Source organism: Pedococcus dokdonensis, from assembly GCF_900104525.1.
Taxonomy (GTDB): domain Bacteria; phylum Actinomycetota; class Actinomycetes; order Actinomycetales; family Dermatophilaceae; genus Pedococcus; species Pedococcus dokdonensis.
Genome location: NZ_LT629711.1, coordinates 2,468,496 through 2,490,950 on the forward strand (window position 1 = coordinate 2,468,496; position 22,455 = coordinate 2,490,950).

Below are 22,455 nucleotides of genomic sequence, written 5' to 3' on the forward strand. Positions count from 1 at the left end.
ACGACGACGTGCCTGCGACCCTCCACCGAGGTCCCGCACCCGACGCGACGGCGCCGGACCGGACGGCGCGGACGGGGTGGCTGCGCGGGCCGGGCCGTCGCCGGCAGTGGCGTCGGCGCGTCGTGCGTCGCTCGCTCGCAGTGGTGTGCGCGATGGCAGCCGTCGTCGGGGTGCTCGCGGCGGCGCGGTCCGACGACGCCCGGCCGATGGTGCGGGTCGTGGTCGCAGTGCGGCCGGTGGCCGTCGGTGAGGTCGCGACCCCCGCGGCGCTGCGCGAGGTGTGGTGGCCGGCCGACATCGCCCCGCAGACGAGCGTCCACGACCTCTCCTCGGTGCTGGGACGACGACTCACGGTGCCGCTCGACCGCGGCGAGCCGTTGACGACCACGAGGGTGCGCCCCGGGTCGCTCCTGCTGGGCCAGCCCGTCGACCTGGTCGCGGTGCACGTCCGGGTGCCCGACCCCCAGATGCTGGCGATGGTCGCGGCCGGCGACCGGGTCGACCTCTGGGGCCCCGACGGCGTGGTGGCGCGCTCGGTGCAGGTGCTCAGCGTCGACCTGCCCCAGACCACCGACTTCGGTGCGGTCATCCAGGGGCAGGGATCCTCCAGCGGCTACGACCTCGACGGCGGTGGCATGGTCGTCTCCGCAGGTCACGACGTCGTGGGGCGGATCCTGGGCGTCCCGGACGACGCGGCCGGGCGGCCACAGCTCACCGTGGTGCTGACCCACGACTGGCCCGAGAGCCGCTGAGCGACATCCTCTCTTCGCGCACAACCTGTCCCGCAGTGGCTACCTTGTTACCGGCAGGTCACCAACTAGGGAAAGGTCGCGACACCCATGAAGGGTTTCAAGGACTTCGTCATGCGGGGCAATCTCGTCGAGCTTGCAGTCGCCTTCATCATCGCCGGGGCCTTCGGCACCGTCGTCAAGACATTCACCGAACTCCTCCTGGGGATCATCGGCAAGGCCGGGGGGCGCCCTGACTTCAACTCGTACAAGCCGGCCGGTCTGCCCGTCGGCATCTTCATCACGGCGCTGGTGTCATTCCTCATCCTCGCCTTCATCGTCTACTTCTTCGTCGTGAAGCCGTACGAGATGGCCAAGGCCCGTTACGCCAAGGTCGAGGAGGACGCCGCCCCCGACGAGAGCGTCGTGCTCCTCAAGGAGATCCGCGACGCGCTGCAGAGCCGCGCCTGACCGACCAGCTTCACTGCGCGAGGGCGCCGGACCCAGGCGGGGTCCGGCGCCTTCGTCGTCTGTCCAGCCGCCAGTCCCCAACCGTTCGATGCAAACGCGCCGGGGATTCCGGGCGTGTTGACCTCGAATCGCGAGAGAAGCAGGTCAGTCGGAGCCCCAGTGCGGCGGGCGCTGCTCGCGCAGCCAGCGGTCGTGGGCCGAGTCGTCCGCGCCCTCGCCCCAGCCGGCGTCGGTGTCGTCCTTGGTCTGCTGTGCCGGGAGGTCGAACAACGCCGAGTCGTCCGCATCGCCGGTCCCGGGCGCGATCACCCGCTTGCCCTTGCGCCCCCGGACGCGGCGCTGGCGGGCACCCTCGTCGGTGGTGGGCACGAAGTCGTCGGATCCGGCCGGAGCCGATCCGCCCTCGATCGGCAGCCGGTCCTCGCCGCCAGACTCAGCCCCGGGCTCGGGGGTGGTCGGCTCGGGGGTGGCGGACTCGGCGGCGGGGTCCGGCTCGGGGGTGGTGGAGTCGGGGGTGGAGGACTCGGCGGCGGGGTCCGGCTCGGGGGTGGTGGAGTCGGGGGTGGTGGAGTCGGGGGTGGTGGACTCGGCGGCGGGGTCCGGCTCGGGGGTGGTGGGCTCCGGGCCGGTCGGCTCGACCGCGACCGGGAGGGCTGCGGCACGGGCAGCGGCGGCCTGTTGCACGGCTGCGTGCACCCGGGCGACGTCGCGGGCGGGGTCGCGGAACAGGTCGGTCGACCACACCCGCACGTGCATCCAGCCGAGTCGGCCGAGCTGCTCGCCGCGCAGCCGGTCACGGTCGCGGCTGGACCGCATGGCGGCGTAGGACGGGCCGTCCGTCTCGACCGCGACCAGCACGTGTCCGCGGTGGTCGGGGTCCTCCACGGCGAGGTCGATCGGGTGCGCCGCAGACCCGTATCCCTCGTGCACGACCAAGCCGGTGTCCCGCAGCCGCCGGGCGAACTCGGCCCGCAGCGGGTCGGCCGGTGGGTCCGTCGCGGCGACCGGCACCGGTGCGTCGAGAGGGTGGGAAACCGTCCCCACCGCGGCGGGTGAGGTCGATCCGCCACCCTGTCGGGACGGCTCGGGCTGTCGTGACGCCTCGGGGTCGGTGGACGCGGCAGGGAGGGTGCCGTCCGCGGCATACGCGAGGAAGTCACGCAGCATCACCGCTCCCCGGGCCCTGAGGCGCGCCGGGTCGAGGTCGCTCGCGACCAGGGACGAGACCACGGTCATCCGGCGACGGGCACGGGTGATGGCGACGTTGAGGCGGCGTTCGCCACCTTCGAGGTTGAGCGGCCCGAACCGGTGCAGCACCCGGCCGTGCGGCGTCTTGCCGTAGCCGACCGACAGGATGATCGCGTCGCGCTCGTCGCCCTGGACGCGCTCGAGGTTCTTGACGAAGAACCGCTCGGGCCGGTCCTCGTCGAAGAAGTCGCCGACCCCGGCTGCGGCGTCGGTCGCGAGCGCGCGACGCAGGGCGTCGTCGAGCCGGGTCGCGTGCTTGATGCCGAGCGCGATGACCCCGAGCGACTCGTGCGGGCGGGTGCGGGCGTGCTCGAGCACGAGGTCGACGACCCGGGACACCTCGGCCTCGGTCGACTCGATCGCCTCGTCGCCGGGGGTGACGACGCCGGAGCCCTCGACCGTCTCCAGGCGCACGACCGGGTCGGTGCCGGTGCCGGGGAAGGTGACGAGCGAGCCGTCGTACATCTCGCGGTTCGCGAAGGCGACCAACCGCTCGTCGAGCGACCGGTAGTGCCACGACAGGCGCCGGGTCGGCAGTGCGGCGGTGAGCACGTCGAGCACCGACTCGAATCCTTCGGTCAGGGCATCGGACTCCGGGGCGGAGTCCTCGTCAACCGCGGCCGTGAAGAAGCTGGTCGGCGGCAGCTGACGCTCGTCGCCGGCCACGACGACCTGGTGGGCGCGCGAGATGGCGGACACCGCCTGGGCCGGCGGGATCTGCGAGGCCTCGTCGAAGATCACGACGTCGAACCAGCGGCCCGGCGGCAGCACCGACGCGACCACCAGCGGCGACATCGCCCAGGCCGGCTTGGCGGCGGTGAGGGTCTCGGCCGCCCGTGGGAGCAGGTCGCGCAGGGCACGGTGCCGGCGGGCCTTGCCGGCCTCGGCGCGCACCAGCGCCTCCTGGTCGGGGTGGTCGGCGAGCACCTCGCGCAGCCGGCGTGCGGCCCCTGCGCGCACCCGGTCAGCGCTGGCGCGCAGGTGGGCGTGGTCGGCGGCGACGTACTCCCGGGCGACGCGCTGGAGCTGCGCTCCGTCGTGCGCGCCGTAGCGCGGGTCGCGGACGGTGAGGTCCTCGGACAGCGAGGTCCACCAGACGAAGTCGAGCTCGGCGGCCACGTCGTCGGGTTCCACACCACGTCGGGCGAGGTCGTCCAGGAGGGCGCCCATGCCCGACTCGCGCAGGGCGTCCAGCGCCCCGAGCACCCGGGGCACGACGGTGAGCCGGTCGGGGCGGCTGTCGAGCTCGGCCATCCGCTCGCGCAGCTGGGCGAGGGTGGCGCCGAAGAGGTCGCCACCGCCGTGGGTGGCCGCGAGCCGGTCACCCAGCCAGGCCAGGTCGGCGGCGAGGGCGGTGTATGCCGTGCGCGCCCGGTCCAGGTCGACCGGGATCTCGGGACGGCCACCTGCGCCGGCCATCTGCTGCCAGGCGGTGCGTTGGGTCTGGGCGTCCAGCAGCGCGAGGTGCAGGTCGGCCGGCGGCGGCCCGGGACGCAGCAGCGACCGGGCCTGGCGGCGCAACCGCCAGCGCGCCAACCAGCCGAGGGCCACACCGTCGGCCTCGCGCTGGGCCTTGCTGCCCGTCGCCGCCACGAGGTCACCCAGCGGGATGTCGAAGATCTCCGGCCGGAACACCTCGAGGGTGTCGCGGACCCGCCCGACCGAGTCGAGCACGGCCCCCCAGTCGCCCACGCGGTCGGCCCGCGGCAGGCTGACGTCGGCGAAGACCTCCTGCATGGTCTGCTCCACGTCCTGGAGCCCGCCCTGGCTGAGTCGGCTGGTGATGTCGCGGGCGCGGACGGCCTCCTCGGAGGTGACGATGCGGGCGCCGAACCACGGGTCGGACCCCTCCTCGGTGGACCAGGCACCCAGGCTCGCGGCCTCGGTGAGCTGACGGCCGAGCTCCTGCACCCGCTGGCGGTCGAGGGCCGCGAGCTGGTCTCCCCGCACCCGCACCCGCGACGTGGGTGGGTGGGGCCGGCCGCCGAGGGTGGAGATCGCCTGCTGCGCCTGGTGGGCGGAGACCCCCCACGGCTGCCGCACCTCGTGGAGCGCAGCCGTGTGCTGCACGAGCGTCGCCCGACGCTCGACCAGGGCTTGCTCGAGCTCGGCGGTGTCGGGCTCCCTGACCTGGCTGCCGCGCTCGAGGGCGGCCCCGAACTGCTGCGCGAGCCGGCGCCGGTTGCTCGCGCCGTCGTAGGCGTCGAGGACGAGGTCGCCGAGGCCGACGCCGTCGAGCCGTGACAGCACCGCGTCGATGGCCGCGCGCTTCTCCGCGACGAAGAGCACCCGCTTGCCCTCGCCCGCGAGGCTGGCCACGAGGTTGGCGATGGTCTGCGACTTGCCGGTGCCGGGCGGTCCCTTGATGACGAGGTGGGCGCCCGACCGCACCGCGTCGATCGCGGCCTGCTGGGTCGAGTCGGCATCGAGGATGAGCAGCTCGTGCGACGGGTCGGAGTCGGCCGGCGAGTCGGGCACCGAGGCGCGGACCGCGCGCAACGCGCCCGGGTCGCCGGCGAGCGCTGCGACGACGTCGTGGTTGGCCAGCGAATCCCCTTGCGCTGCAAGGTCGGCCACCATCGGCAGCTTGGCGTAGGAGAAAGTGCCGACGACCAGGCGCGGCGCCACGCTGAAGTCCGGGACCGAAGCGCAGAGCCGGGTCAGCTCGGCGTAGACGGGGTGGGGGTCGAAGGCGCCCCCGGCGTTGGCCAGCTCCTCGAGGGCCGAGCTGTCGAGCTCGAGGCCCTGTTCGGAGCGCAGGTAGTGCTCGAGCACCGGGTTGAGCTCGACGTCGTTGCCGAGGTCGAGGTCGAAGTCCTCGCGGGCCGCGCCGGTCGGCTTGAGGACACAGGACCGGAGGAGGACGGGGGCCGCGGGTGCACGGGAGGCACCGCGCACGGTCCAGCTGGCCATGCCGATGGCGATGAACCCGGCGGCGATGCCCCGCTCCTCGGCCAGCTCCAAGGTCTTGGCGCGGATCACCCGGGCGCGACGTCGCGCCTCGTCGAGGGCGGCCGGCTCGCGGACCAGGTCGGAGAGCCGGGTCGGGCGTCCGGCGAGCAGCATGGCCAGCCCGCCGGGGTGCGCGGTGGTGAGGTCGAGGGTGCCGCTGGGCAGGTCGCGGTGCCACAGCAGGGTGTTGCGTCCACCGAGGTCGACGAGGTGCCGCTGCCAGGCCTGGACGGCCGCGGCGACCCGCTCACCCCTCGGGTCGGCGTCGCGGTCGGCCGCCACCGCGGACGCCGGAGCACCGGGAGCCGCGGGGGTGGTCGCGTCAGGGGTCGCCGTCGGCGTTGCAGGGGTCTCGTCGGTCGGCGGGGTCACCCAAGCAGGCTAACCAACCTGGTCGCCGTCCCGGTCGGGCAACACGGCCTCGGACAGCACGGTGTCGGGAGTCACCGACGGGCGGGGTGCAGCGGTGTCGTCCGGAGCGGGCGGCTCGACCCGGATGAGCAGCGAGGCCAGGGCGACGATCGCGGCGAGGACCGCCGAGCAGGCCCCGAGCACGGAGTAGCCGAGCTGACCGACCACGACCCCGGCCAGCGCGCCGCCACCTCCGGCAGCCAGTCCCATGACGAGGTCGGAGGCGCCCTGGGCGCCGGCCCGCTCGCCGAGCGGTACCGACTTCACCACCAGGGTCGAACCGCTGACCAGGGTGAACGACCAGCCGAGACCGAGCAGGAACAGCCCGATGGCGAGCCCGGCCGACCAGCCGATCGGCGCCTGGGCGGCCAGCACCCCGGCGACGACGAGGATGACGGCGCCCGCGAGTCCACACGTGCGCCCGCCCCACCGGTCGACGGCCAAGCCGGTCAACGGCGAGAACGCGAACATGCCGAGCACGTGGAGGCTGATCACCACCCCGATCACCCGCAGGCTCGCGCCCCCGTGGTGCATGTGCAGGGGGGTCATCACCATGACGCTGACCATGACGGTGTGGCCCAGCGCCATCGTCACCAGACCCAGCAGCGCGCCCGGGTGGGCGAGGAGGGTGCGCCAGCCCCGCACGATCGACCCGTGCTGCACCTCCATCGGCCCGACCGCGCTCGCGGCTGCCCGCTCGCGAGCCAGCAGGAGCGGGTCGGGTCGCAGCCGGGTGAAGAGCAGCACGGCACCCAGGACGAGCCCGAGCAGGGAGAAGACGTAGGGACCGGTGAGCGCGGGGATGCCCAGCCAGTCGGCCACCGGCTCCCCCGGTCCGGCCAGGTTGGGTCCGAACACGGCGCCGATCGTGGTCGCCCACACCACCGTCGAGAGGTCGCGCCCGCGGTGTGCGTCGTCGGCGAGGTCGGCCGCGGCATACCGGGCCTGGCTGTTGGCGGCGTTGGAGCCGCCGAAGAGCGCGGCACCCACCAGGAGCAGGGGGAAGCTGCGCACCGCGCCGGCGGTGATCATGAGCACGGCGCCGACGATGCCGACGACATAGCCGACGAGCAGGCCCCAGCGCCGACCACGTGCGGCCATGACGTGCGCCATCGGGATCGCGATCAGTGCTCCGCCCAGCACCTGGAAGGTGCCGCCCAGCCCAGCGAGGTCGGCCGACCCGCTGACGTCCTCGGCGAGCAACGCACCCACGCCGGCGCCCGCGGAGACCCCGACGCCGACGAGCACCTGGGTGCCGATCAGGGTGGTGATGGTGCGGCGCTGCACATGCCGGTCCGCGTGCGGTGAGGGGGCGGGGTGGACGGGCACCGCGCCAGTATGCCGCCCGGCGCGGACACCCGAACCGGCCCGGTCCGCTGATGCGGACCGGGCCGGGGACCCGCCGGCTGGGACCTGCCAGCCCACCGACGGGAGTCTCTACCGGGCGCCTGTCACCGTGAGGGTCGAGAGGCCCGGGGCGGTCACGGCGATCGAGATCGTCGCGCCGTTGCCGATCTGCACCGAGAAGCCGGGAGCCGCGCTGGCACTCGAGCCTGCGGGGATCACCACGGTCCCGTTGGCGCCGGTGCTCGGGTCGGCCGTCACGGTCAGCGCCGTCGGGGTGGTTGCGACGTTGCCCCACGTGTCGACGAGCTGCGGGATCGCGGTCCAGGCGTGGTTGCCGTTCTGTCCGGGGTTGCTCGCGGAGCAGCTGCGGGCCGTGCTCGGGTCGCTGAGTGCGGCGCAGGTGAGCGTGACCGCCGCCCCCTTGCTGCGGGCGTCGAGGAGCATGAAGTTCCTGGCCGCGGCGGCTTGGACCGTGATCGGCGCGGAGCTGCCGGTGATCCCCTGGTAGCTCGCCGTGATCGCAGTGGTCTCGGCGGCGTAGAGGCGGACCGTCGTGGTCGCCTGGCCGGCCCAGAAGAGCACCGTCGAGGTGTAGGTCCAGGCCTTGCCGGAGGGGCTGGCGCTCGGGCCGGTCAGCGTCACCGTGCCCCAGCTGTAGAAGCTGGTGTCGGTGCTGCCGTCGCAGTTCCTGCGGGTCAGGTCCACGTCGAAGGAGGTGCCCGCGGTGACCGTGGCGGGTGCGCTGACGGCCAAGGAGTCGGCCGAGCTGCACAGCGTGCTGCCGGTGGTCGCGGCCGATGCGGCGGTCCAGGCGCCGAGGGTGGCGACGACGGTGTAGGAGTAGGTCTGCCCGCCGGTGAGGCCGGTGTCGGTGCAGCTGTAGGCGCCCGAGCTCGGCAGCGAGCAACCGAGGGTGGTCGAGCCGCGCTTGACCGTGTATGCCGTGCCGGTCACCTGGGCGGCGGCGGCCGGGAGGGTGCCGCTCACCACGAGCGAGGTCTGGGTCGCGGTGCCGACGGCGGGCGCGGCCGGGGTCGCCAACGTGCGGGCGGTGGCACCGGCGGTCGCCGTGCCGGAGGTGGACCAGAAGGCCAGCGCGGGGGTGGCACCGAGCGCAGCGACCAGGCCGAGGGCACCGACGGTCAGGGCGACCCGACGCAGCCCGCGGGCTCCGAGGCGCGCGGTCGGGCGGCTCATGCCGTCTTCCCCTTGGCGCTCACCGGGATGGTGAAGGTGGCGCCCTGGCAGTCGGAGGACGACGAAGCGGTCATCGCGATCGCGTCGGTGAAGCTGACCGGGGCGCTGCCCCCGGCTGGGACGGTCACGGAGACCGAGGCCGGCAGGGTCACGGTGACACCGGGCGTGGTGCAGCCGGCGCTCGCGGCGACCGAGCCGGCGAGGTCGATCGAGGTGACCGTGACCGGGCGCTGGTTGGGGTTGCTCACGGTGACGGTGAGGGTGGCGGAGCCACCCGGGTAGAGCGTGTCGCTGACGGCGGCGACGGCCGACAGGGGCGCCGTGGTGCCGGCCGCGGCGGTGCCGGTGCCCGCGCCGGTCTGGGACCACACGGCATACGCGAGGCCGGCGGCCATGACGATCGCGGCGGTGCCGGTGCCTGCGGCGGCGAGGCGGCGCGTCCAGCGCTGACGGGCGGTCACGAGTTGCCGTTCCCCTGGCCCTGGGTGGCGGTGCCACGGAAGGCGAGCGGGAAGGAGACGCCCTTGCAGGCATCCTGCGAGGTGGCGGTGTTGAGCATCATCACGGTCAGCGGGATGGTGATCGTCGAGTTGCGGGGCACGACGTAGGTCACGGCGCCCGGCTTGGTCGCCTGGTAGGCGCTGACCACGAGGTTCGTCGTGCCGGTGCACTCGGCGTTCGCGTCCTTGGGGGTCGCGGTGAGCTCGAGGATCCGGTAGGCGACCTGGTCGGGGTTCGTGACGGTGACCTCGAGGGTCTTCATCTGCCCGGGTCGGAGCTGGTCGACGGCCCCCACGGCCGCGAAGGGCGCGTGCCCCTGGGCGTTCTCCGCCTCGGTGGCGCCGTTGCCCCGGACCACGCTGAGCGCACCCGGCTGGGGGGCCGGCGCGTCGTCACGGGTCAGCCACACTCCGCACCCGCCCAGGAGGGCGAGGATCACGACGACGACGATGACGACCGCGAGGTTGCGGCGCTGTCGAGGTGTGGTGGCCATGAGGTCATCTCCCGGGTGCGGTGGAACGTGGCAGGTCGTGCGGGTCATGCCTTGCTGGTCTGGCTGGTCGAGCTGGTCTGGCTGGTCGAGCTGGTCTGGCGTGGTCGAGCTGGTCTGGCTGGTCGAGCTGGTCTGGCTGGTCGAGCTGGTCTGGCGTGGTGCGGCCGGCCGGGCCGCCCGGTGGCGTCGGGGGGAGGTGACACCACCGGACGGCGGATCAGGCTGGCGTCGTCACGCTCAGTTGCTGGTGAAGACCAGCGGGACGGTGACGCCCTTGCAGTTGTCCTGGTTCGTGGCCAGGTTCTTGAGCTGGATGGTCGCGCCGCTCCAGGTGTCGCCGGTGACGATCTGACGCGCGGTCGCGGTCGGCTGGGTGACCGTGAAGTCGGACGCCGAGCACGGGTTGGTGGTGCCGACGGACCACGCGGGGTCCACTGCGACGGAGACCTGCTGGACGAACACCGGGCCGACGTTCGGGTTGGTGAAGGTGCCGGAGACGGCCTTGGGGGTGTCGCCCGGGTAGAGACCCGTGACGGCGGTGGAGCTGATCGAGATCGGGCTGGTGTTGCCAGTGCTGGCGGAACCGGAACCCGAGCCGGTCGTGGTCCAGTAGCCGAAGGCGACGCCGCCGACGATGAAGGTGAGGGCCGCGCCGGTGGCGACGGCGGCTGCGCGCTTCTTGGAGAACTTCATGCGTGATTCCTCTGTTCGTGACTGATGGCCGGCCTGATCGCCGTCGCCCCCTGTGGGACTGATGAAATCCTCGCCGTCGTCACGGGGGCGCCACATCGACTGTCAAGTCATCCCCGAAAGGTCATTAGTAGGGAAAGAAACCCCCCGGTTGGTTCTAGATTTGGTAAAAACCCAGCGCACCGGGCTGTCAATGGTGTATGCGTCCTGACCGTTTTGTGGTCATACCGGAGGATTGCCGGTCGAGGCGCCCGCCGGCGGCGGATCGTGTCGTCAAACGGTCCCCGGACACGACGAAGCCCGCTCGCCGAATGGCGAACGGGCTTCTCCGGGAGCCGGGGGACTCCAGTCGTGGGCGCTCCGGGACTACTACAGGTCCCTCACGGGCATGTAGGTCGTGTTGACGCAGCCGGCCGACTTGCCGACCTTGGTCAGTCCGTAGCGATCGCCGGAGTAGTAGAGCTTCGGCGAGGTGGTGCGCAGCACCGGGTACATCTGCTGGCGGGTGTCGCTCACGTGCTGCAGACCCATGGCGTGGCCGAGCTCGTGGGTCAGCAGGTTGGTCCGGCGCAGGCCGGTGCCGGTGCCACTGCCCAGCTGGGTCAGCATCTGCGGGGTGTCGATGACGACGAAGCCGCGCTGCGCCGCGACCGTGTAGGTCGTCTTGCCGTTGACCGTCCGCGAGACCCAGCCGTAGTAGAGACCACCCTGGCCGAGCGTCGAGCCGGTGAGCGAGTAGTTCGTCTTCGACGGCGAGGTGTAGGCGATGACCAGCTCGGCGCTCTGCTTGGGCATCGAGCCGACCCGGGGCACCTCGGTGGTGCTGCCCTTGTAGACGAACCGGAAGCCGGTGGAGTTCTGCACCTCCACCAGCGCTCGCTGCGTGTCGGAGAGCACCGCGGACCGCTTGGCGCTCGGGACCGCGCCGAGGTTGACCTTGTAGGTGATGCCGGTCTGGCAGCCGTTCCACCGCACGACCTGCTTGGTGCCGTCGGGCAGGGAGGCGTAGGTCAGCTTGTAGGTGGCGACCGCCCCGTCTGCGGCCGTGGTCGCGGTCGCCAGGGCCGCAGCGGTGAGCGCGACGGGCACCAGGGCTACGCCGAGGGCGACGAGGGGCTTGGGCATTCGAGTTCCTCTGGCTGGGTGGGCCGGATGCGAATCTGGAGGGTATGCCGGTCCGCGTCACCTTCGTGACCCGATTGCGGCCCGACTCGTCCCTTCGGGGGATGTCCCGTCGACCTGGTGGGCCGATGGCCATTTGCCTGCGCTGGGTGCTCGTTGCTCCGTGGTGGGGAGACGGACCCGGGCAGCGAGTCGTGACGTCGCGAACCGCAGGTCGCCGGCACCCGCGAGGACCGGCGCTGAAGTCGGCGGCATACCGCTCCAGGTAGTTGACGAACTGGGAGGCGCTCATGAAGCCGTCGGCGTCGGGGCCGGTGTGTCGCCACTCGGGCAGGCGAGCCATCCAGTTGGGGGTGAGCAGGTGCAGGCTGTCCCAGCGCGCGGAGCGCCAGCTCTCGGCGACGCGACCGCGGTCGAGGACCACGTGGTCGCGCCCTTCCTTGGTCAGCAGACGGCTGACGGCGAGGCCTGCGTGGCCGGCACCGATGACGACGGTGTCGATGGCGGGCATGGTGATTCACTTTCCGGCGCGCGGCCCCGCCCGGGTCTCTTGTTGCCCGGGCGGGTCGCGTGCCTGGTGGTCCGCTCAGCCGGTCACGACGGAGACGGAGACGGGTGTGGGGTTGGTCAGCGCGTCGTAGACGGCCGACCGGCGGCGGGACTGCTCGACGATGCCGCGGAGGGTCTCGTCGTCGGCGTCACCTTCGATGTGGAAGGTGACGCGCAGCTCCTGGTAGCCGTTGCGGACCGAGCCGTCGGAGAGCCCGAGGATGCCGAGCAGGTCGATGTCACCCTCCACGGTCGAGGAGACCTTGGTGAGCTCGACTCCCCTGGCGGAGGCGATGTTCGCGATGCCGGCGGTGAGGCAGGACGCGATGGCGTGGAGGAGGAACTCGACGGGCGTCGGGGCCTTGTCGGCGCCGGTGAGGACGACCGGGTGGTCGGCGTCGAGCACCGTCTCGTGGGTGTGCGTCAGCTCCTGGCCGGCTCCGTAGAAGCCGTGGATGCGCGACTGGCTGTGGGTGCCGGTCTGCCAGGTGTTGGTGGCGCGGAACTGGAACTTGGCGATCTCGTTCTGTCCCTTGACGGCGTCGAGGGTGGCGAAGAGGGTCGCGACGTCCACACCGTTCAGCGGGGTGCGGGTGGCGTATGCCGTGTTGCTCATTTCGGTGGTGCCTCTCATCAGGTGCCGGGTCAGCCGGCGTTGGTGGTTGATGAGGAGGACCTTCCCGGGTCGACCTTCCGGCGACCTTCCGCCTGCTCTCGTGCTGCGGAAGGCGGCCTTCCCGGGTGCGGAAGGTTCGCGGAAGGTCGCCGGGCGAACCTCTGTGGCACCGGGGAGAACGGCTCCCCGGAACCCACGAGGAGAAACCTGAAATGACTGAGATGACCATGTCGGTCCTGGCCGTGCACCGAGCGGTGGCGGCCGAGGCGCAGCACACGTCCCACGTGATGGCGTACGACCACGCACTCGCCAAGCGACTCGCCCGTCGGGCTCGCGCGGCTCGCTGGCGGCGCACGACCACGGGACAGGCGGCCGCGCGGCCTTCAGCCGCCATCAGCGCTGAGTGCTGAGCAATGCCGCTCCAGAGGCGGGCGCGTCGGAGAGATCCGGACGCGCCCGCCTTTCTCACGTCTCCGGCTCCGGGGGGCCCGCGCGTCCCTGCGAGCTGAACGCCCGGTATCGGGTTCCAGGTCGCGGTGTCGCCCCAGTCCCCTGGTGCCGTGCGAAGCGAGTGCCGAGCCACCGGCCGCGGTCGGATACCCTGCCTGACGCAGGATCGGACCCCATCCCGGACGCCACTAGGTGCCGTGGAAACGGTCCGTCAGCCCCCGCCCTCGTAGCTCAGGGGATAGAGCACCGCTCTCCTAAAGCGGGTGTCGGCAGTTCGAATCTGCCCGAGGGCACCACCACAAAATCGCAGGTCAGAGCGTCACAGAGTCCGCATCGGCTCGGCTCCCTTTCACGAACCCCCGGCTGGGCCCCCGTGAGGCCAAGGCGCCGACGGCGTACGCGACGTACCTCGCCCGGAATGCCCAACGTCTTGTTCGGCGGACCCAGCCAGACTGCATTGACGTCGTAGATCTCGTCATCGACGGCAAGGCGCATCGGCTCAGCCCGTGACGAGGCCAGCCATCCGGGCCCCCAGGTTGTCGGCCTGCCCTGAGCTAGCCAGACCAAGCACCGCGAGTGCCACGATGACGCCCGAAACGACCTTCATTGACTTCGCGGTCGCCCCTCTGGGCGCGCACGAAGAGCTGCCTGCGCCCTAGATCTGACTGCTGATGACCAGCCAAACATTGGCCGCCCAGGCGATCAAGGCAGCGGGGATCCACTCCCTCTCCATCGACTGCGATCGGCGGACGCGCTGGAGACCCCGAATGAACCAAGCCACGGCTAGTGCCAGCGCCACCCAGGCGACGAGGTCGGCGATGGTCTGGGCCATGTCACACCTTCAAGGGCACAGGCTCGACCCGGAGCTCCTCGAGGAGGGTCAGGACGCGCTGCTTGATTTCGTCACGGATGGGTCGAACGGAGTCCACGCCCTGCCCGGCTGGGTCCTCGAGCGTCCAGTCCTCGTAGCGCTTGCCGGGGTAGATGGGGCAGGTGTCACCGCAGCCCATCGTGATGACGACGTCGGAGGCCTGGACCGCCTCGTTGGTGAGGATCTTGGGCTTCTCCGCGGAGATGTCGATGCCCTCTTCGAGCATGGCCTCCCGAACGGCAGGGTTGATCGAGTCCGCGGGCGCGGAGCCGGCCGACCGGACCTCGACGGCGCCATCGGAAAGGTGGTGCGTGTATGCCGCGGCCATCTGGGAGCGGCCGGCGTTGTGGACGCAGACATACAGGACGGATGGACGGCTGGTTGCCTGGTCGGAGCTCATGGGGTGGCTTCCTGGTGGTGGGGTCAGTTGAGGATGTCGCGGAGCAGTGCAGTGACGCGAGCTTGGATGTCGTCTCGAATGTCGCGGACGACCTCGATGGGCTGTCCGGCAGGATCGGCAACGTCCCAGTCCTCGTAGCGCTTGCCAGGGAAGATCGGGCACGCGTCGCCGCACCCCATCGTGATGATGACGTCGGCCGCACCGATGACGTTGTCGGACAAAGGCTTGGGGTAAGCCGTGGTGAGCGCGACGCCTCGCTCGGCGAGCACGTCGACGACGAGCGGGTTGATGTGATCGGCCGGGGCGGACCCGGCAGAGCGGACGTGTACCCGGTGGGCAGACAGGTGCTCCGCGAGAGCTGCGGCCATCTGGGACCGTCCGGCCTTCTGCACGCACACAAACAGAAGCTCCGGGACCGCCTTGGCGATACGCCCTTCGGACTGCGCGGCCGCCATCAGCTGCTCCTTGGCGTGACGAGCCACGAGGATCGGCAGGAAGGCCTTCACCGTGGGGACGGGTTCGAGCAGGTCGCGGGCGTCGGCCACAGCGGCGGCGACGCTCTCCTTGGAGAAGACACCGTCATAGGAGTACGCCAGGTCAGTGACGATGGCGGCGTACGGATCGGTGGCGTGCACGGTCATGAGGTACTCCTGGACGTGGAGCTGGCGGGGTGGGGAACGACGACGTCGTCCGCAGAGGCGCTGACGTCGGGGTAGAGGCCGAGCGTCACGCCGACGCCGACAGCGAGGCCGACGAGCTGGGCGACGATGAACGCGACGGCGGAGCCGGGGGCGATCCCCGCGAACGTGTCGGAGAAGATGCGGCCGACGGTGACGGCGGGGTTGGCGAACGAGGTGGAGCTGGTGAACCAGTACGCGGCCCCGATGTAGGCGCCGACAGCGGGGCCGGCGATCGCGCCGCGTCCACTGCGGACGAGGGCGAAGATGAGGGCGAGCAGGAACGTTGTGGCCACGACCTCGGCGAGCAGGTGACCGCCGGTGGCGCGGTGCTTGGTGGAGATGGACATGCCGACGTCGAACATGGCGTTGGCCAGCACGGAGCCGCCGATCGCACCGAGGACCTGCGCCACCGTGTAGGCGCCGACATCGGGCAGGGTCAGGCCGTGGTCGGTGCGACGGCCGAGGAACCAGTCGGCGAGCGACACAACCGGGTTGAAGTGGGCCCCGGAGACGGGGCCGAACAGCAGGATCAGGATGGTGAGGCCGAGCACGGTTGCCGTGCTGTTCTCCAGCAGCTGCAGGCCGACGTCGTTCGGGGAGAGTTGCTGGGCGGCGATCCCGGACCCCACGACGACCGCGACGAGCAGGGCGGTGCCCAGGAACTCGGCGAGGAGGCGGCGGGGCAGCGGCGGTGCGGAAGTGCTCACGAGAACATCTTGACGCGGCGTGACGCTTCAGTCAAACTTGAGTCAATGGACATTGAGCGAACTTCCGAGCTGGAGTCTCGGGCGAAGGCACATGCCGCCCTCGCCGATGTGACGCGCCTGCAGATCCTCGATCTGCTCACCATCGGAGATGCGTCCGCGTCCGAGATCGGTGCCGCACTCAACGTGGCGTCGAACCTGCTTGCCCACCACCTCAAGGTTCTCGAACAGGCGCACCTGGTGACGCGTCGCCGGTCCGAGGGCGACGGCCGCCGCTCGTACCTCTCCCTGGGCCCCGCCGCTCATCCGGACATCAGCGGCGGGTCGGTCCTCGGGTCGCCAGCGCGCGTGGTGTTCGTATGCACCGCGAACACGGCCCGGTCACACCTTGCGGCCGCCCTGTGGCGTCAAGCCAGCGTGATACCGGCCATCTCAGCCGGAACCCACCCGGGAGACCGGATCCACCCCGGCGCAGTCAAGGTCGCGGACCGTCACGACCTGGCTTTGCCGGACGCGGCACCGCAACTGCTCGACCGAGTGCAGCGCGGCGGGGACCTGATCATCACGGTGTGCGACCGCGCCCACGAGGAGCTCGACGGCCTTGGCTGGGCACATTGGTCCGTCCCGGACCCCGTCCCAGCCAGCACCAAGGCGGCATTCGACGACGCGTACGGCCACCTCGCGTCTCGGGTGGCCGCGCTGGCTCCCAGGCTCGCACCAGCGTCCTGACCCCTGTCAGGGCGGAGGCCCGAACCAGTACCCCTGGGGTGGTTCGGGCCTCTCCGCATGGATTTTCGCTCAGGCGGGGCAGCACACCGGCTGAGGTGCACAGCCAGCCACCGCAGCGGGTGCGGGCTTGGCCAGCAGGCGGACCTTGTCGGCGATCTGGGTCACGGACGCCTGCCACTGGGTGAGCCGCTGCTTCGATACTCCGCGCGCCTGCCTGACCAGCCGGTGCTGCTCGGCCTCCCGGAGCAGGTCCTCACGGTGTGCGTCGGCCATCAAGCCGGATACGAGGGGGTGCATGGTGGTCTCCTCTCAGCAGCACGCCGCGGCGGTCTGCTTCTCCTTCACGTCGGCGGGGATGTCAGTTGCAGTGGCGTCGGTCGCGCAGCACGTGCCGTCGCCGGACAGCTCAGACAGGTCGAGGCTGGTCTTGCCCTCCAGGTCGGCACGGGCGTCGCCCTTGACCGTGTAGACCTCCCACGGCTCGCTGCCGGGTCCGGTCACCCAGACCTTGTCCTGGACGGCGTAGCAACAGGTGGTGTTGTCCTCGATCCGGGTCGCGAGTCCGGCGTCGGCGAGCCGGTTCGTCGCGGAGGCGACCAGGTCGGTGGACTCGACCTCGACACCGAGGTGGTCCATCCGGGTGTCTTCGCCGGGCTGGCCTTCGAGCAGCACCAGCTTGAGCGGCGGCTCGGCGATGGCGAAGTTGGCGTATCCGGGGCGGCGCTTGGCGGGGGCGGTGTTGAACAGGCGGGAGTAGAACTCGATCGAGCCTTCGAGGTCGGCGACGCGAAGAGCGAGCTGTACGCGGGACACGAGGTTCTCCAATGGATAGATGGATGTCTATGTGTCGCCACCTTGCCACTCAACATCGGTCCGTGTCAATATAGATGCGTGTCTAATTACGTGATGGAGATGCCGCTGATTCCGCCCGACAGCGCGCTGGCCTGCTGCGCCCCGCTCGCCCGCGAGCCAATGACGACCGATCAGGCCGAACAGGTCTCCGGACTGCTCAAGGCCATCGCCGACCCGGTGCGGCTGCGCCTGATGTCGATGATCCTGTCCCACCAGGGCGGCGAGGCCTGCGTCTGCGACCTCAACGACGCGTTCGACCTGTCCCAGCCGACGATCAGCCACCACCTCAAAGTGCTGCACCAGGCGGGGTTGCTCGACCGCGAGAAGCGCGGCACCTGGGTCTACTACAAAGCCAAGCCCGAGGCCTTGGCGGCAATGACAAGCCTGTTCGACGTTGTCAGCGGAGGACCTACAGGCAAGTGACTCCGCGCGGTTCGTGACGGACTCCTCAAGCGGGTGTCGGCAGGACGAACCTGCCCGAGGGCATCACCACGTTGCGGAGGGTTCTTCCGCTGCATAATGTTAGTCACTAACATTATGCCCATGGGCAAGTCCGAGCAGACCCGTGACCGCCTCCAAGAGGTTGCCCTGGACCTCATCGCATCCCAGGGTTTCGACTCGACGACGGTCGAGCAGATCGCACGTGCCGCTGGAGTCAGCCAGATGACCTTCTTCCGGCACTTTGCGACGAAGGACGCGGTCGTGCTCAGCGATCCCTTCGACCCGCGGATCGCGGCCGCCGTCGCTGCGCAGCCGCCCGCCACTCCCCCGCTTGCCCGAGCATGTCGCGGGCTCCGCGAGTCGATCAACGAGCTGACTGGCTCTGACGAGCACCAGGCACGCCAGCGCGTGAGGATCGTCGCCGAGACGCCCAGCCTCGCAGCCGGGGTGTGGGCGAACACCACTGCCACGCAACAGGTGTTGTCGATGGTCCTAGCCGAGCACGCCCCGGAGCCGGATGCCCGCGTGGCCGCCGCCGCCACCATGGGCGCACTCGTGGCCGCCCTCCTGGACTGGGGCTCTCGGGACGACGACGAGACCCTCCGGGTCCCACTCCTTCGCGCCCTCCAAGTCCTCGACCCGCCATCCGACGATGGGGGGCGTCAATGACCGGCCCTGCTCCTGCCCTCCAGTGCCGCAGCCTCGTCAAGCGATACGGCGACCTGATCGCGTTGGACCACCTCGACCTGGTCGTCCCAGCTGCCGAGGTACACGCGCTGGTCGGCTTCAACGGCGCCGGCAAGTCCACCCTGATGCGAGTCATTCTGGGTATGACCCACGCCGACACCGGCGAGGTGACCATCCTCGGCAGCGACCTCGTCCGCGGCGAGGCGGACTGGTCACGGGTTGGGCACCTCGTCGATTCGCCCTTCGGCTACCCGGAGCTCACGGTCATCGAGAACCTGTATGCCGCCGCGCGGCTGCACGGCCTTTCTCACCGGCCCGCGCAGCAGGCAACCGGCAGGGCCATCCAACGCCTGGCCCTCGAACCGTGGGCCAGGCGCACCGCTGGCACGCTCTCCCAAGGCAACCGTCAGCGCCTGGGCCTGGCCGCCAGCGTCCTGCACCGTCCAGCACTCCTCGTGCTCGACGAGCCCACCAACGCGCTGGACCCATCGGGGGTCGTCCTGCTCCGCGACCTGGTTGCCGAGCTCTCCGCCGACGGGACGGCTGTGCTCGTCTCCAGCCACCACCTCGACGAGGTCGCCCGGGTCGCCAACCGTGTCAGCGTCGTCCACACCGGTCGCGTCATCGGTGAGCTCGACCCGACAACGCCGGACCTCGAGCGAACCTTCTTCGCCATGGTCCACGAGGCCGACACCGAGGACGTGGCGTGACGCGCGCGGCATACCGGGTCGAGCTGCTCAAGCTCCGCCGCTCACGTGTCCCTGCCGTCGCGGCCGTGGTCGTGCTCCTCGCACCCCCATTGCTCGCCTGGGCCTTCATGACGGCGGGAACGAGGGGCCAGGGGGACCCGTTGAGCGCGAAGGTCAACGCTTTGTCGTTCGGCGAAGGTTGGTCCGGATACCTCAACGGCCTCACCCAGATCGCCGCCACGGGCGGCTTCGTGGGGATCGGGATCGTGGCGACGTGGTGCTTCGGGCGGGAGTTCGCAGACCGCCAGGTCGTGTCGCTCTACGCCTCGGCCACCTCGCGCCGCGACGTGGCCGGGGCCAAGCTCATGATCCTCATCGGCTGGTCCCTCGTCGTGGCGATCATGAGCGCTCCCGCCGCCCTCGGGATCGGTCTCCTCGCTGGGCTCGGCAACCCGGACGCCTCCACCTGGGTCAGTCTGCTGCGGCTGGTGGCCCTCCACACCCTGACCGGTTCGCTGGCCCTGACCGCAGGCCTGTTCGCGAGCGCGGGCCGCGGCTACCTTGCCGGGTTCGCGGGGCTCATCGGGCTCGTCGTGACCCCCCAGCTCGCCATCGCTGTCGGGGCCGGGAGCTGGTTCCCCTGGTCGGCACCGGGACTCTGGGCGATCGCACCGCTCAATCCCGGCTTTCCGCTCGTGCCCGGTTGGCACCTGCTCCTCGTCCCCCTGGCCGCTCTCGTCACTGCCGGACTCACGGTTGCGTGGTGGGAGACCGCTGAGCTGCGCTGACCCGACCAGCAGCGCTCCGACCCGACCGCCGCGACCCGACTGCTGGGCCGGGCGTCACCTCGTGGTCGCAACCTGGCTCGGCCGGCCTGACGCCCCCGAGGCCGCCGGTCGTTCCAACAAGGACGCGTAGTCCTGCGCTGTGACGGGCGCACCGGTCAGCGCTCCACCCGGCAGCGGCAGCTCCACCGGCGACCCGTCGCTGGTCACCAGGACCATCGCCACCCCGGGCACCGACGTCACGGTCAGCACGATCTGCGCAACCGCCAGCGGCACCCGTGAAGGGGCCGGCTGCTGGTCGCCGGCCACGATGTCGACCCGTGCCACTTGGCCCTCCAGTCCTACGAGGCGGACCGTCGCGTCCGGACCCAGTGCAGTCGACAGCCCGGCGGACCGGTCCGGCTCGGCCGGTCCGGCTGCGAGCTGCGCCAACACCTCGGTCACTGCGGCGGCCGGGTCCGAGACGTGGCTCACGGACGCCTGCACCGGGACCAGGGCCTGATCTCGCACCAGGTAGACGTACGGCGCCGTGCCCCTGGGCGAGGGTGTGGCCGTGGCCCTGCGCTCTGGCTCCGTGAGGTTGTACGGGACCCTCGTGATGGTGACCGGCGGCCCATGGTCAGGCACACCGCAGGCCGACGCAAGAGCCACCACGGTTGTCAGGCCGATGGCCGCACCGAGCCGTTGCCAGCTCACGCTTGTCCCCTCGTGGTCGGATCGAGCTCGATGACCGGGAGCCGGACGGCGAACCGGGCTCCCCCGTCAGGCGATTCGCCACATCGCACGTCGCCACCGTGCGTCCGCACCGTCTCGGACACCAGGCTCAGGCCCAGCCCGGTGCCAGGTCGCGCAGCCCGTGACCCCGACCGCGCGAACCGCTCGAAGATGCGCTGCCGCTCACCAGCAGGCACTCCTGGGCCAGCGTCGTCGACCACGACGACGGCCCACCGTCCGTCCCGCTCGAGGGACACACGCACGATCCCACCGCCATGGATGTCAGCGTTGTCGAGCAGGTTGATCACGGTGCGTCGCAGCGCTCCTTTGTCGCCCAGCACACCGATCGGGTCGCCCGGCAGCGAGAGCAGCCTCGCCGCACGGTGCGTTTGCCGCAGCGCATTCGAGAGCAGCTCGCCGAGCTCGATCGGCTGACGCTCCCGTTCGTCCACCCCGGCCTCGAGGCGGCCCAAGGCCAGGAGCTGCTCCAGGGCGTTGCCCAGCCGGTGCACCTCTCGCCGGAGCAGGGCGACGGCCTGGGCGTGCCGAGCGGGATCAGGGCTGGCTTGCTCCAACACCCCCACGGTGGTCATCATCGCGGTCACCGGTGACCGAAGCTCGTGCGCGACGTCGGCCGCGAACCGTGCGTCCCGGTCGAGTCGTTCCTGCAAGGCCTCGACCATGGCGTTGAACGAGCCCACGATCACGCTGAGGTCAGGGTCCCCGGTGGCCTCGAGGCGAGTCGCGACATCACCCCCGGCGATACGGGCTGTTGCCCTAGCCATGCCCTCGAGCGGCGCGATCACCTGACGGGCGGCGGCTCGGCCGATCAGGGCCCCACCCACCGTCGTGAGGGCGGCGAACGCGGTCAGGGCCCAGCCGAGCGTGGCCAGGGTCGAGGACAGCTCCCGGGCGGGGGAGATCTCGAAGAAGACAGCATCCACCGCGGTCAGCGGCGTGCCCACCGCCAGAACGGGTTCCCCTGCGAGTCGACCCCAGGTGCTCGCTGCAGAGCCACTCTCGACGATGTCACGCAGCTCGGCCGGCACCGCGTCTCGGCCCGCGCTGAGCGATGAGGAGTACCACTGACCGGACCTGCTCAGGATCAGGACGGAACCGTTGGGCGGTGACGTCGAGGCCAGGACGTCGTCCACCTGTGTCCCAGAGGTCAACAGGCCCTCACGCACGAACGACGCATCGACGAATGCCTGTCGCATGGCCGTCCGTTCCCGTTGCTCGACCAAGAAGTGACGGGCCGTGAGATAGGTCCCCAGCGCCAACGAGATCGACACCACCAACGCGAGCCCGCCGAAGACCAGCGTGACGCGACTTCGGAGTCCGATCGGCTGCAGGCGCACGGTCAGCGCCGGTCGAAACGATAACCCAGGCCACGCACCGTGACGAGTAGTTGGGGAGTCCCCGGGTCTTCCTCGATCTTCGTGCGCAGCCGCCGGATGTGGACGTCCACGATGCGTTCGTCACCGAAGTAGTCGCGGTCCCACACCCGTTCGAGCAGCACCTGACGACTGAGCACGCGCCCGGACGGCTGGTTGAGCTCACAGAGGAGGCGAAACTCGGTGGTGGTCACGTGAAGCTCGTCGTTTCCTCGCCGGACGACCCCGGCTCCCCAGTCGAGGACCAGCGGCCCCCTGGTGCTGTCGAGGACGGAGATCTCCATCTCGCCGACGCGGGCCACCGTGGGCGGACGCCGGCGGAGGGCGCGCAGCCGGGCCGAGACCTCCTTGACCTCGAAGGGCTTCGTCACGTAGTCGTCGGCGCCGGACTCCAAGGCTGCCACGATGTCGTGGGTGTCGGCGCGGGCGCTGATGACGATGATGGGTACGTCGCTGCGCTGGCGCACCTCGCGGACGAAGGTGAAACCGTCCATCTCTCCCAGCATCAGGTCGACCAACATGAGGTCGACGTCGAGCCGTGGCAGCTCGATCAAGGCATCCTCGGCCCGTCCGAAGCCGACCGTCGTGTAGCCCTCGCCCTCCAGGGCCAGGCACAGGGATGACCTGATGCCTTCGTCGTCCTCGAGCACGAGCAGAGTGGGTGCCATTGAACGCATTCTGCCAGCGTCACCATCAGCGCGACCGGGCTGAAGTGCCGCCCCGTTCATTCGTCA

25 protein-coding genes and 1 tRNA gene are annotated in these 22,455 nt (G+C 70.9%); 9 read left to right on the forward strand and 17 right to left on the reverse strand.

Annotation, left to right across the window (positions count from 1 at the left end; all coding sequences use genetic code 11):
• The first annotated feature begins 8 nt into the window (after positions 1-8).
• Both BLQ34_RS11550 and mscL read left to right on the forward strand, forming a co-directional pair.
• Positions 9-752, forward strand: coding sequence for an SAF domain-containing protein (locus BLQ34_RS11550; RefSeq protein WP_157693012.1), 744 nt, complete (start codon positions 9-11; stop codon positions 750-752).
• An 87-nt stretch (positions 753-839) separates the two neighbouring features.
• Positions 840-1,199: a large conductance mechanosensitive channel protein MscL gene (mscL, locus tag BLQ34_RS11555; protein ID WP_091785525.1), complete on the forward strand. Its 360-nt coding sequence runs from the start codon at positions 840-842 to the stop codon at positions 1,197-1,199.
• Between the two features lie 144 nt (positions 1,200-1,343).
• On the opposite strand, the gene BLQ34_RS11560 is transcribed toward mscL, so the two are convergent.
• The 8 genes from BLQ34_RS11560 to BLQ34_RS11595 form a co-directional block, all read right to left on the reverse strand.
• On the reverse strand, positions 1,344-5,771 hold the full coding sequence (locus tag BLQ34_RS11560) for an AAA domain-containing protein (RefSeq protein WP_231961060.1): 4,428 nt from the start codon (positions 5,769-5,771) through the stop codon (positions 1,344-1,346).
• Between the two features lie 9 nt (positions 5,772-5,780).
• Positions 5,781-7,139, reverse strand: coding sequence for an MFS transporter (locus BLQ34_RS11565; protein ID WP_091785528.1), 1,359 nt, complete (start codon positions 7,137-7,139; stop codon positions 5,781-5,783).
• A 108-nt stretch (positions 7,140-7,247) separates the two neighbouring features.
• Entirely contained in the window at positions 7,248-8,354 is a 1,107-nt protein-coding gene (locus BLQ34_RS11570; RefSeq protein WP_091785531.1) for a hypothetical protein, read from the reverse strand.
• Positions 8,351-8,815 carry a hypothetical protein gene (locus BLQ34_RS11575; protein ID WP_091785534.1) on the reverse strand — a complete coding sequence of 155 codons (465 nt, stop codon included), beginning with the start codon at positions 8,813-8,815 and terminating at the stop codon, positions 8,351-8,353. The genes BLQ34_RS11570 and BLQ34_RS11575 overlap by 4 nt, the downstream gene beginning before the upstream one ends.
• Positions 8,812-9,348 (reverse strand): hypothetical protein, encoded by a 537-nt coding sequence (locus BLQ34_RS11580; RefSeq protein ID WP_091785536.1) that lies wholly within the window; start codon positions 9,346-9,348, stop codon positions 8,812-8,814. The genes BLQ34_RS11575 and BLQ34_RS11580 overlap by 4 nt, the downstream gene beginning before the upstream one ends.
• Before the next feature lie 237 nt (positions 9,349-9,585).
• Positions 9,586-10,041, reverse strand: coding sequence for a hypothetical protein (locus BLQ34_RS11585; RefSeq protein ID WP_091785540.1), 456 nt, complete (start codon positions 10,039-10,041; stop codon positions 9,586-9,588).
• Positions 10,042-10,407: 366 nt separating this feature from the next.
• Positions 10,408-11,163: a matrixin family metalloprotease gene (locus BLQ34_RS11590; RefSeq protein ID WP_091785543.1), complete on the reverse strand. Its 756-nt coding sequence runs from the start codon at positions 11,161-11,163 to the stop codon at positions 10,408-10,410.
• Positions 11,164-11,746: 583 nt separating this feature from the next.
• Entirely contained in the window at positions 11,747-12,325 is a 579-nt protein-coding gene (locus tag BLQ34_RS11595) for an OsmC family protein (protein ID WP_091785546.1), read from the reverse strand.
• A 212-nt stretch (positions 12,326-12,537) separates the two neighbouring features.
• Between BLQ34_RS11595 and BLQ34_RS11600 the strand changes: the two genes are divergently transcribed.
• Both BLQ34_RS11600 and BLQ34_RS11605 read left to right on the forward strand, forming a co-directional pair.
• Complete coding sequence (locus BLQ34_RS11600) at positions 12,538-12,735, forward strand: hypothetical protein (protein WP_157693013.1); 198 nt, start codon at positions 12,538-12,540, stop codon at positions 12,733-12,735.
• A 260-nt stretch (positions 12,736-12,995) separates the two neighbouring features.
• A tRNA-Arg gene (locus tag BLQ34_RS11605) sits at positions 12,996-13,071 on the forward strand.
• A 359-nt stretch (positions 13,072-13,430) separates the two neighbouring features.
• On the opposite strand, the gene BLQ34_RS18810 is transcribed toward BLQ34_RS11605, so the two are convergent.
• The 4 genes from BLQ34_RS18810 to BLQ34_RS11625 are packed head-to-tail and all read right to left on the reverse strand — an operon-like array spanning position 13,431 to position 15,433.
• Positions 13,431-13,607 carry a hypothetical protein gene (locus BLQ34_RS18810; protein WP_157693014.1) on the reverse strand — a complete coding sequence of 59 codons (177 nt, stop codon included), beginning with the start codon at positions 13,605-13,607 and terminating at the stop codon, positions 13,431-13,433.
• A gap of 1 nt (position 13,608) precedes the next feature.
• Positions 13,609-14,046 (reverse strand): arsenate reductase ArsC, encoded by a 438-nt coding sequence (locus BLQ34_RS11615; RefSeq protein ID WP_091785552.1) that lies wholly within the window; start codon positions 14,044-14,046, stop codon positions 13,609-13,611.
• Between the two features lie 23 nt (positions 14,047-14,069).
• Positions 14,070-14,687, reverse strand: coding sequence for an arsenate-mycothiol transferase ArsC (locus BLQ34_RS11620; RefSeq protein WP_091785556.1), 618 nt, complete (start codon positions 14,685-14,687; stop codon positions 14,070-14,072).
• Positions 14,684-15,433: an aquaporin gene (locus BLQ34_RS11625; RefSeq protein ID WP_091785560.1), complete on the reverse strand. Its 750-nt coding sequence runs from the start codon at positions 15,431-15,433 to the stop codon at positions 14,684-14,686. Before BLQ34_RS11625 ends, BLQ34_RS11620 begins: the two co-directional genes overlap by 4 nt.
• Before the next feature lie 45 nt (positions 15,434-15,478).
• Between BLQ34_RS11625 and BLQ34_RS11630 the strand changes: the two genes are divergently transcribed.
• Positions 15,479-16,159: an arsenate reductase/protein-tyrosine-phosphatase family protein gene (locus BLQ34_RS11630; protein WP_091785562.1), complete on the forward strand. Its 681-nt coding sequence runs from the start codon at positions 15,479-15,481 to the stop codon at positions 16,157-16,159.
• A gap of 69 nt (positions 16,160-16,228) precedes the next feature.
• On the opposite strand, the gene BLQ34_RS11635 is transcribed toward BLQ34_RS11630, so the two are convergent.
• Together BLQ34_RS11635 and BLQ34_RS11640 are read right to left on the reverse strand one after the other, a co-directional pair.
• Positions 16,229-16,456, reverse strand: coding sequence for a hypothetical protein (locus BLQ34_RS11635; protein ID WP_157693015.1), 228 nt, complete (start codon positions 16,454-16,456; stop codon positions 16,229-16,231).
• 12 nt (positions 16,457-16,468) lie between these two features.
• Complete coding sequence (locus BLQ34_RS11640) at positions 16,469-16,972, reverse strand: ArsI/CadI family heavy metal resistance metalloenzyme (protein ID WP_091789888.1); 504 nt, start codon at positions 16,970-16,972, stop codon at positions 16,469-16,471.
• Between the two features lie 93 nt (positions 16,973-17,065).
• On the opposite strand from BLQ34_RS11640, the gene BLQ34_RS11645 reads away from it, so the two are divergent.
• The 4 genes from BLQ34_RS11645 (at position 17,066) to BLQ34_RS11660 (ending at position 19,616) form a co-directional block, all read left to right on the forward strand.
• Entirely contained in the window at positions 17,066-17,434 is a 369-nt protein-coding gene (locus BLQ34_RS11645; RefSeq protein ID WP_091785567.1) for an ArsR/SmtB family transcription factor, read from the forward strand.
• Positions 17,435-17,554: 120 nt separating this feature from the next.
• Entirely contained in the window at positions 17,555-18,121 is a 567-nt protein-coding gene (locus BLQ34_RS11650) for a TetR family transcriptional regulator (protein WP_197674692.1), read from the forward strand.
• On the forward strand, positions 18,118-18,849 hold the full coding sequence (locus tag BLQ34_RS11655; protein WP_091785572.1) for an ABC transporter ATP-binding protein: 732 nt from the start codon (positions 18,118-18,120) through the stop codon (positions 18,847-18,849). The genes BLQ34_RS11650 and BLQ34_RS11655 overlap by 4 nt, the downstream gene beginning before the upstream one ends.
• Entirely contained in the window at positions 18,846-19,616 is a 771-nt protein-coding gene (locus BLQ34_RS11660; RefSeq protein WP_091785575.1) for an ABC transporter permease, read from the forward strand. Before BLQ34_RS11655 ends, BLQ34_RS11660 begins: the two co-directional genes overlap by 4 nt.
• A gap of 54 nt (positions 19,617-19,670) precedes the next feature.
• Here the strand turns inward: BLQ34_RS11660 and BLQ34_RS11665 are convergent, their stop codons facing one another.
• The 3 genes from BLQ34_RS11665 to BLQ34_RS11675 all read right to left on the reverse strand — a co-directional run bounded on the left by BLQ34_RS11665 (position 19,671) and on the right by BLQ34_RS11675 (position 22,389).
• Positions 19,671-20,309 carry a GerMN domain-containing protein gene (locus tag BLQ34_RS11665; protein ID WP_091785578.1) on the reverse strand — a complete coding sequence of 213 codons (639 nt, stop codon included), beginning with the start codon at positions 20,307-20,309 and terminating at the stop codon, positions 19,671-19,673.
• The gene (locus BLQ34_RS11670) at positions 20,306-21,544 is read right to left on the reverse strand and encodes a HAMP domain-containing sensor histidine kinase (RefSeq protein WP_157693016.1); all 1,239 of its coding nucleotides are present in this window, start codon (positions 21,542-21,544) and stop codon (positions 20,306-20,308) included. Before BLQ34_RS11670 ends, BLQ34_RS11665 begins: the two co-directional genes overlap by 4 nt.
• 143 nt (positions 21,545-21,687) lie before the next feature.
• Positions 21,688-22,389 (reverse strand): response regulator transcription factor, encoded by a 702-nt coding sequence (locus BLQ34_RS11675; RefSeq protein WP_091785584.1) that lies wholly within the window; start codon positions 22,387-22,389, stop codon positions 21,688-21,690.
• Positions 22,390-22,455: the final 66 nt, after the last annotated feature.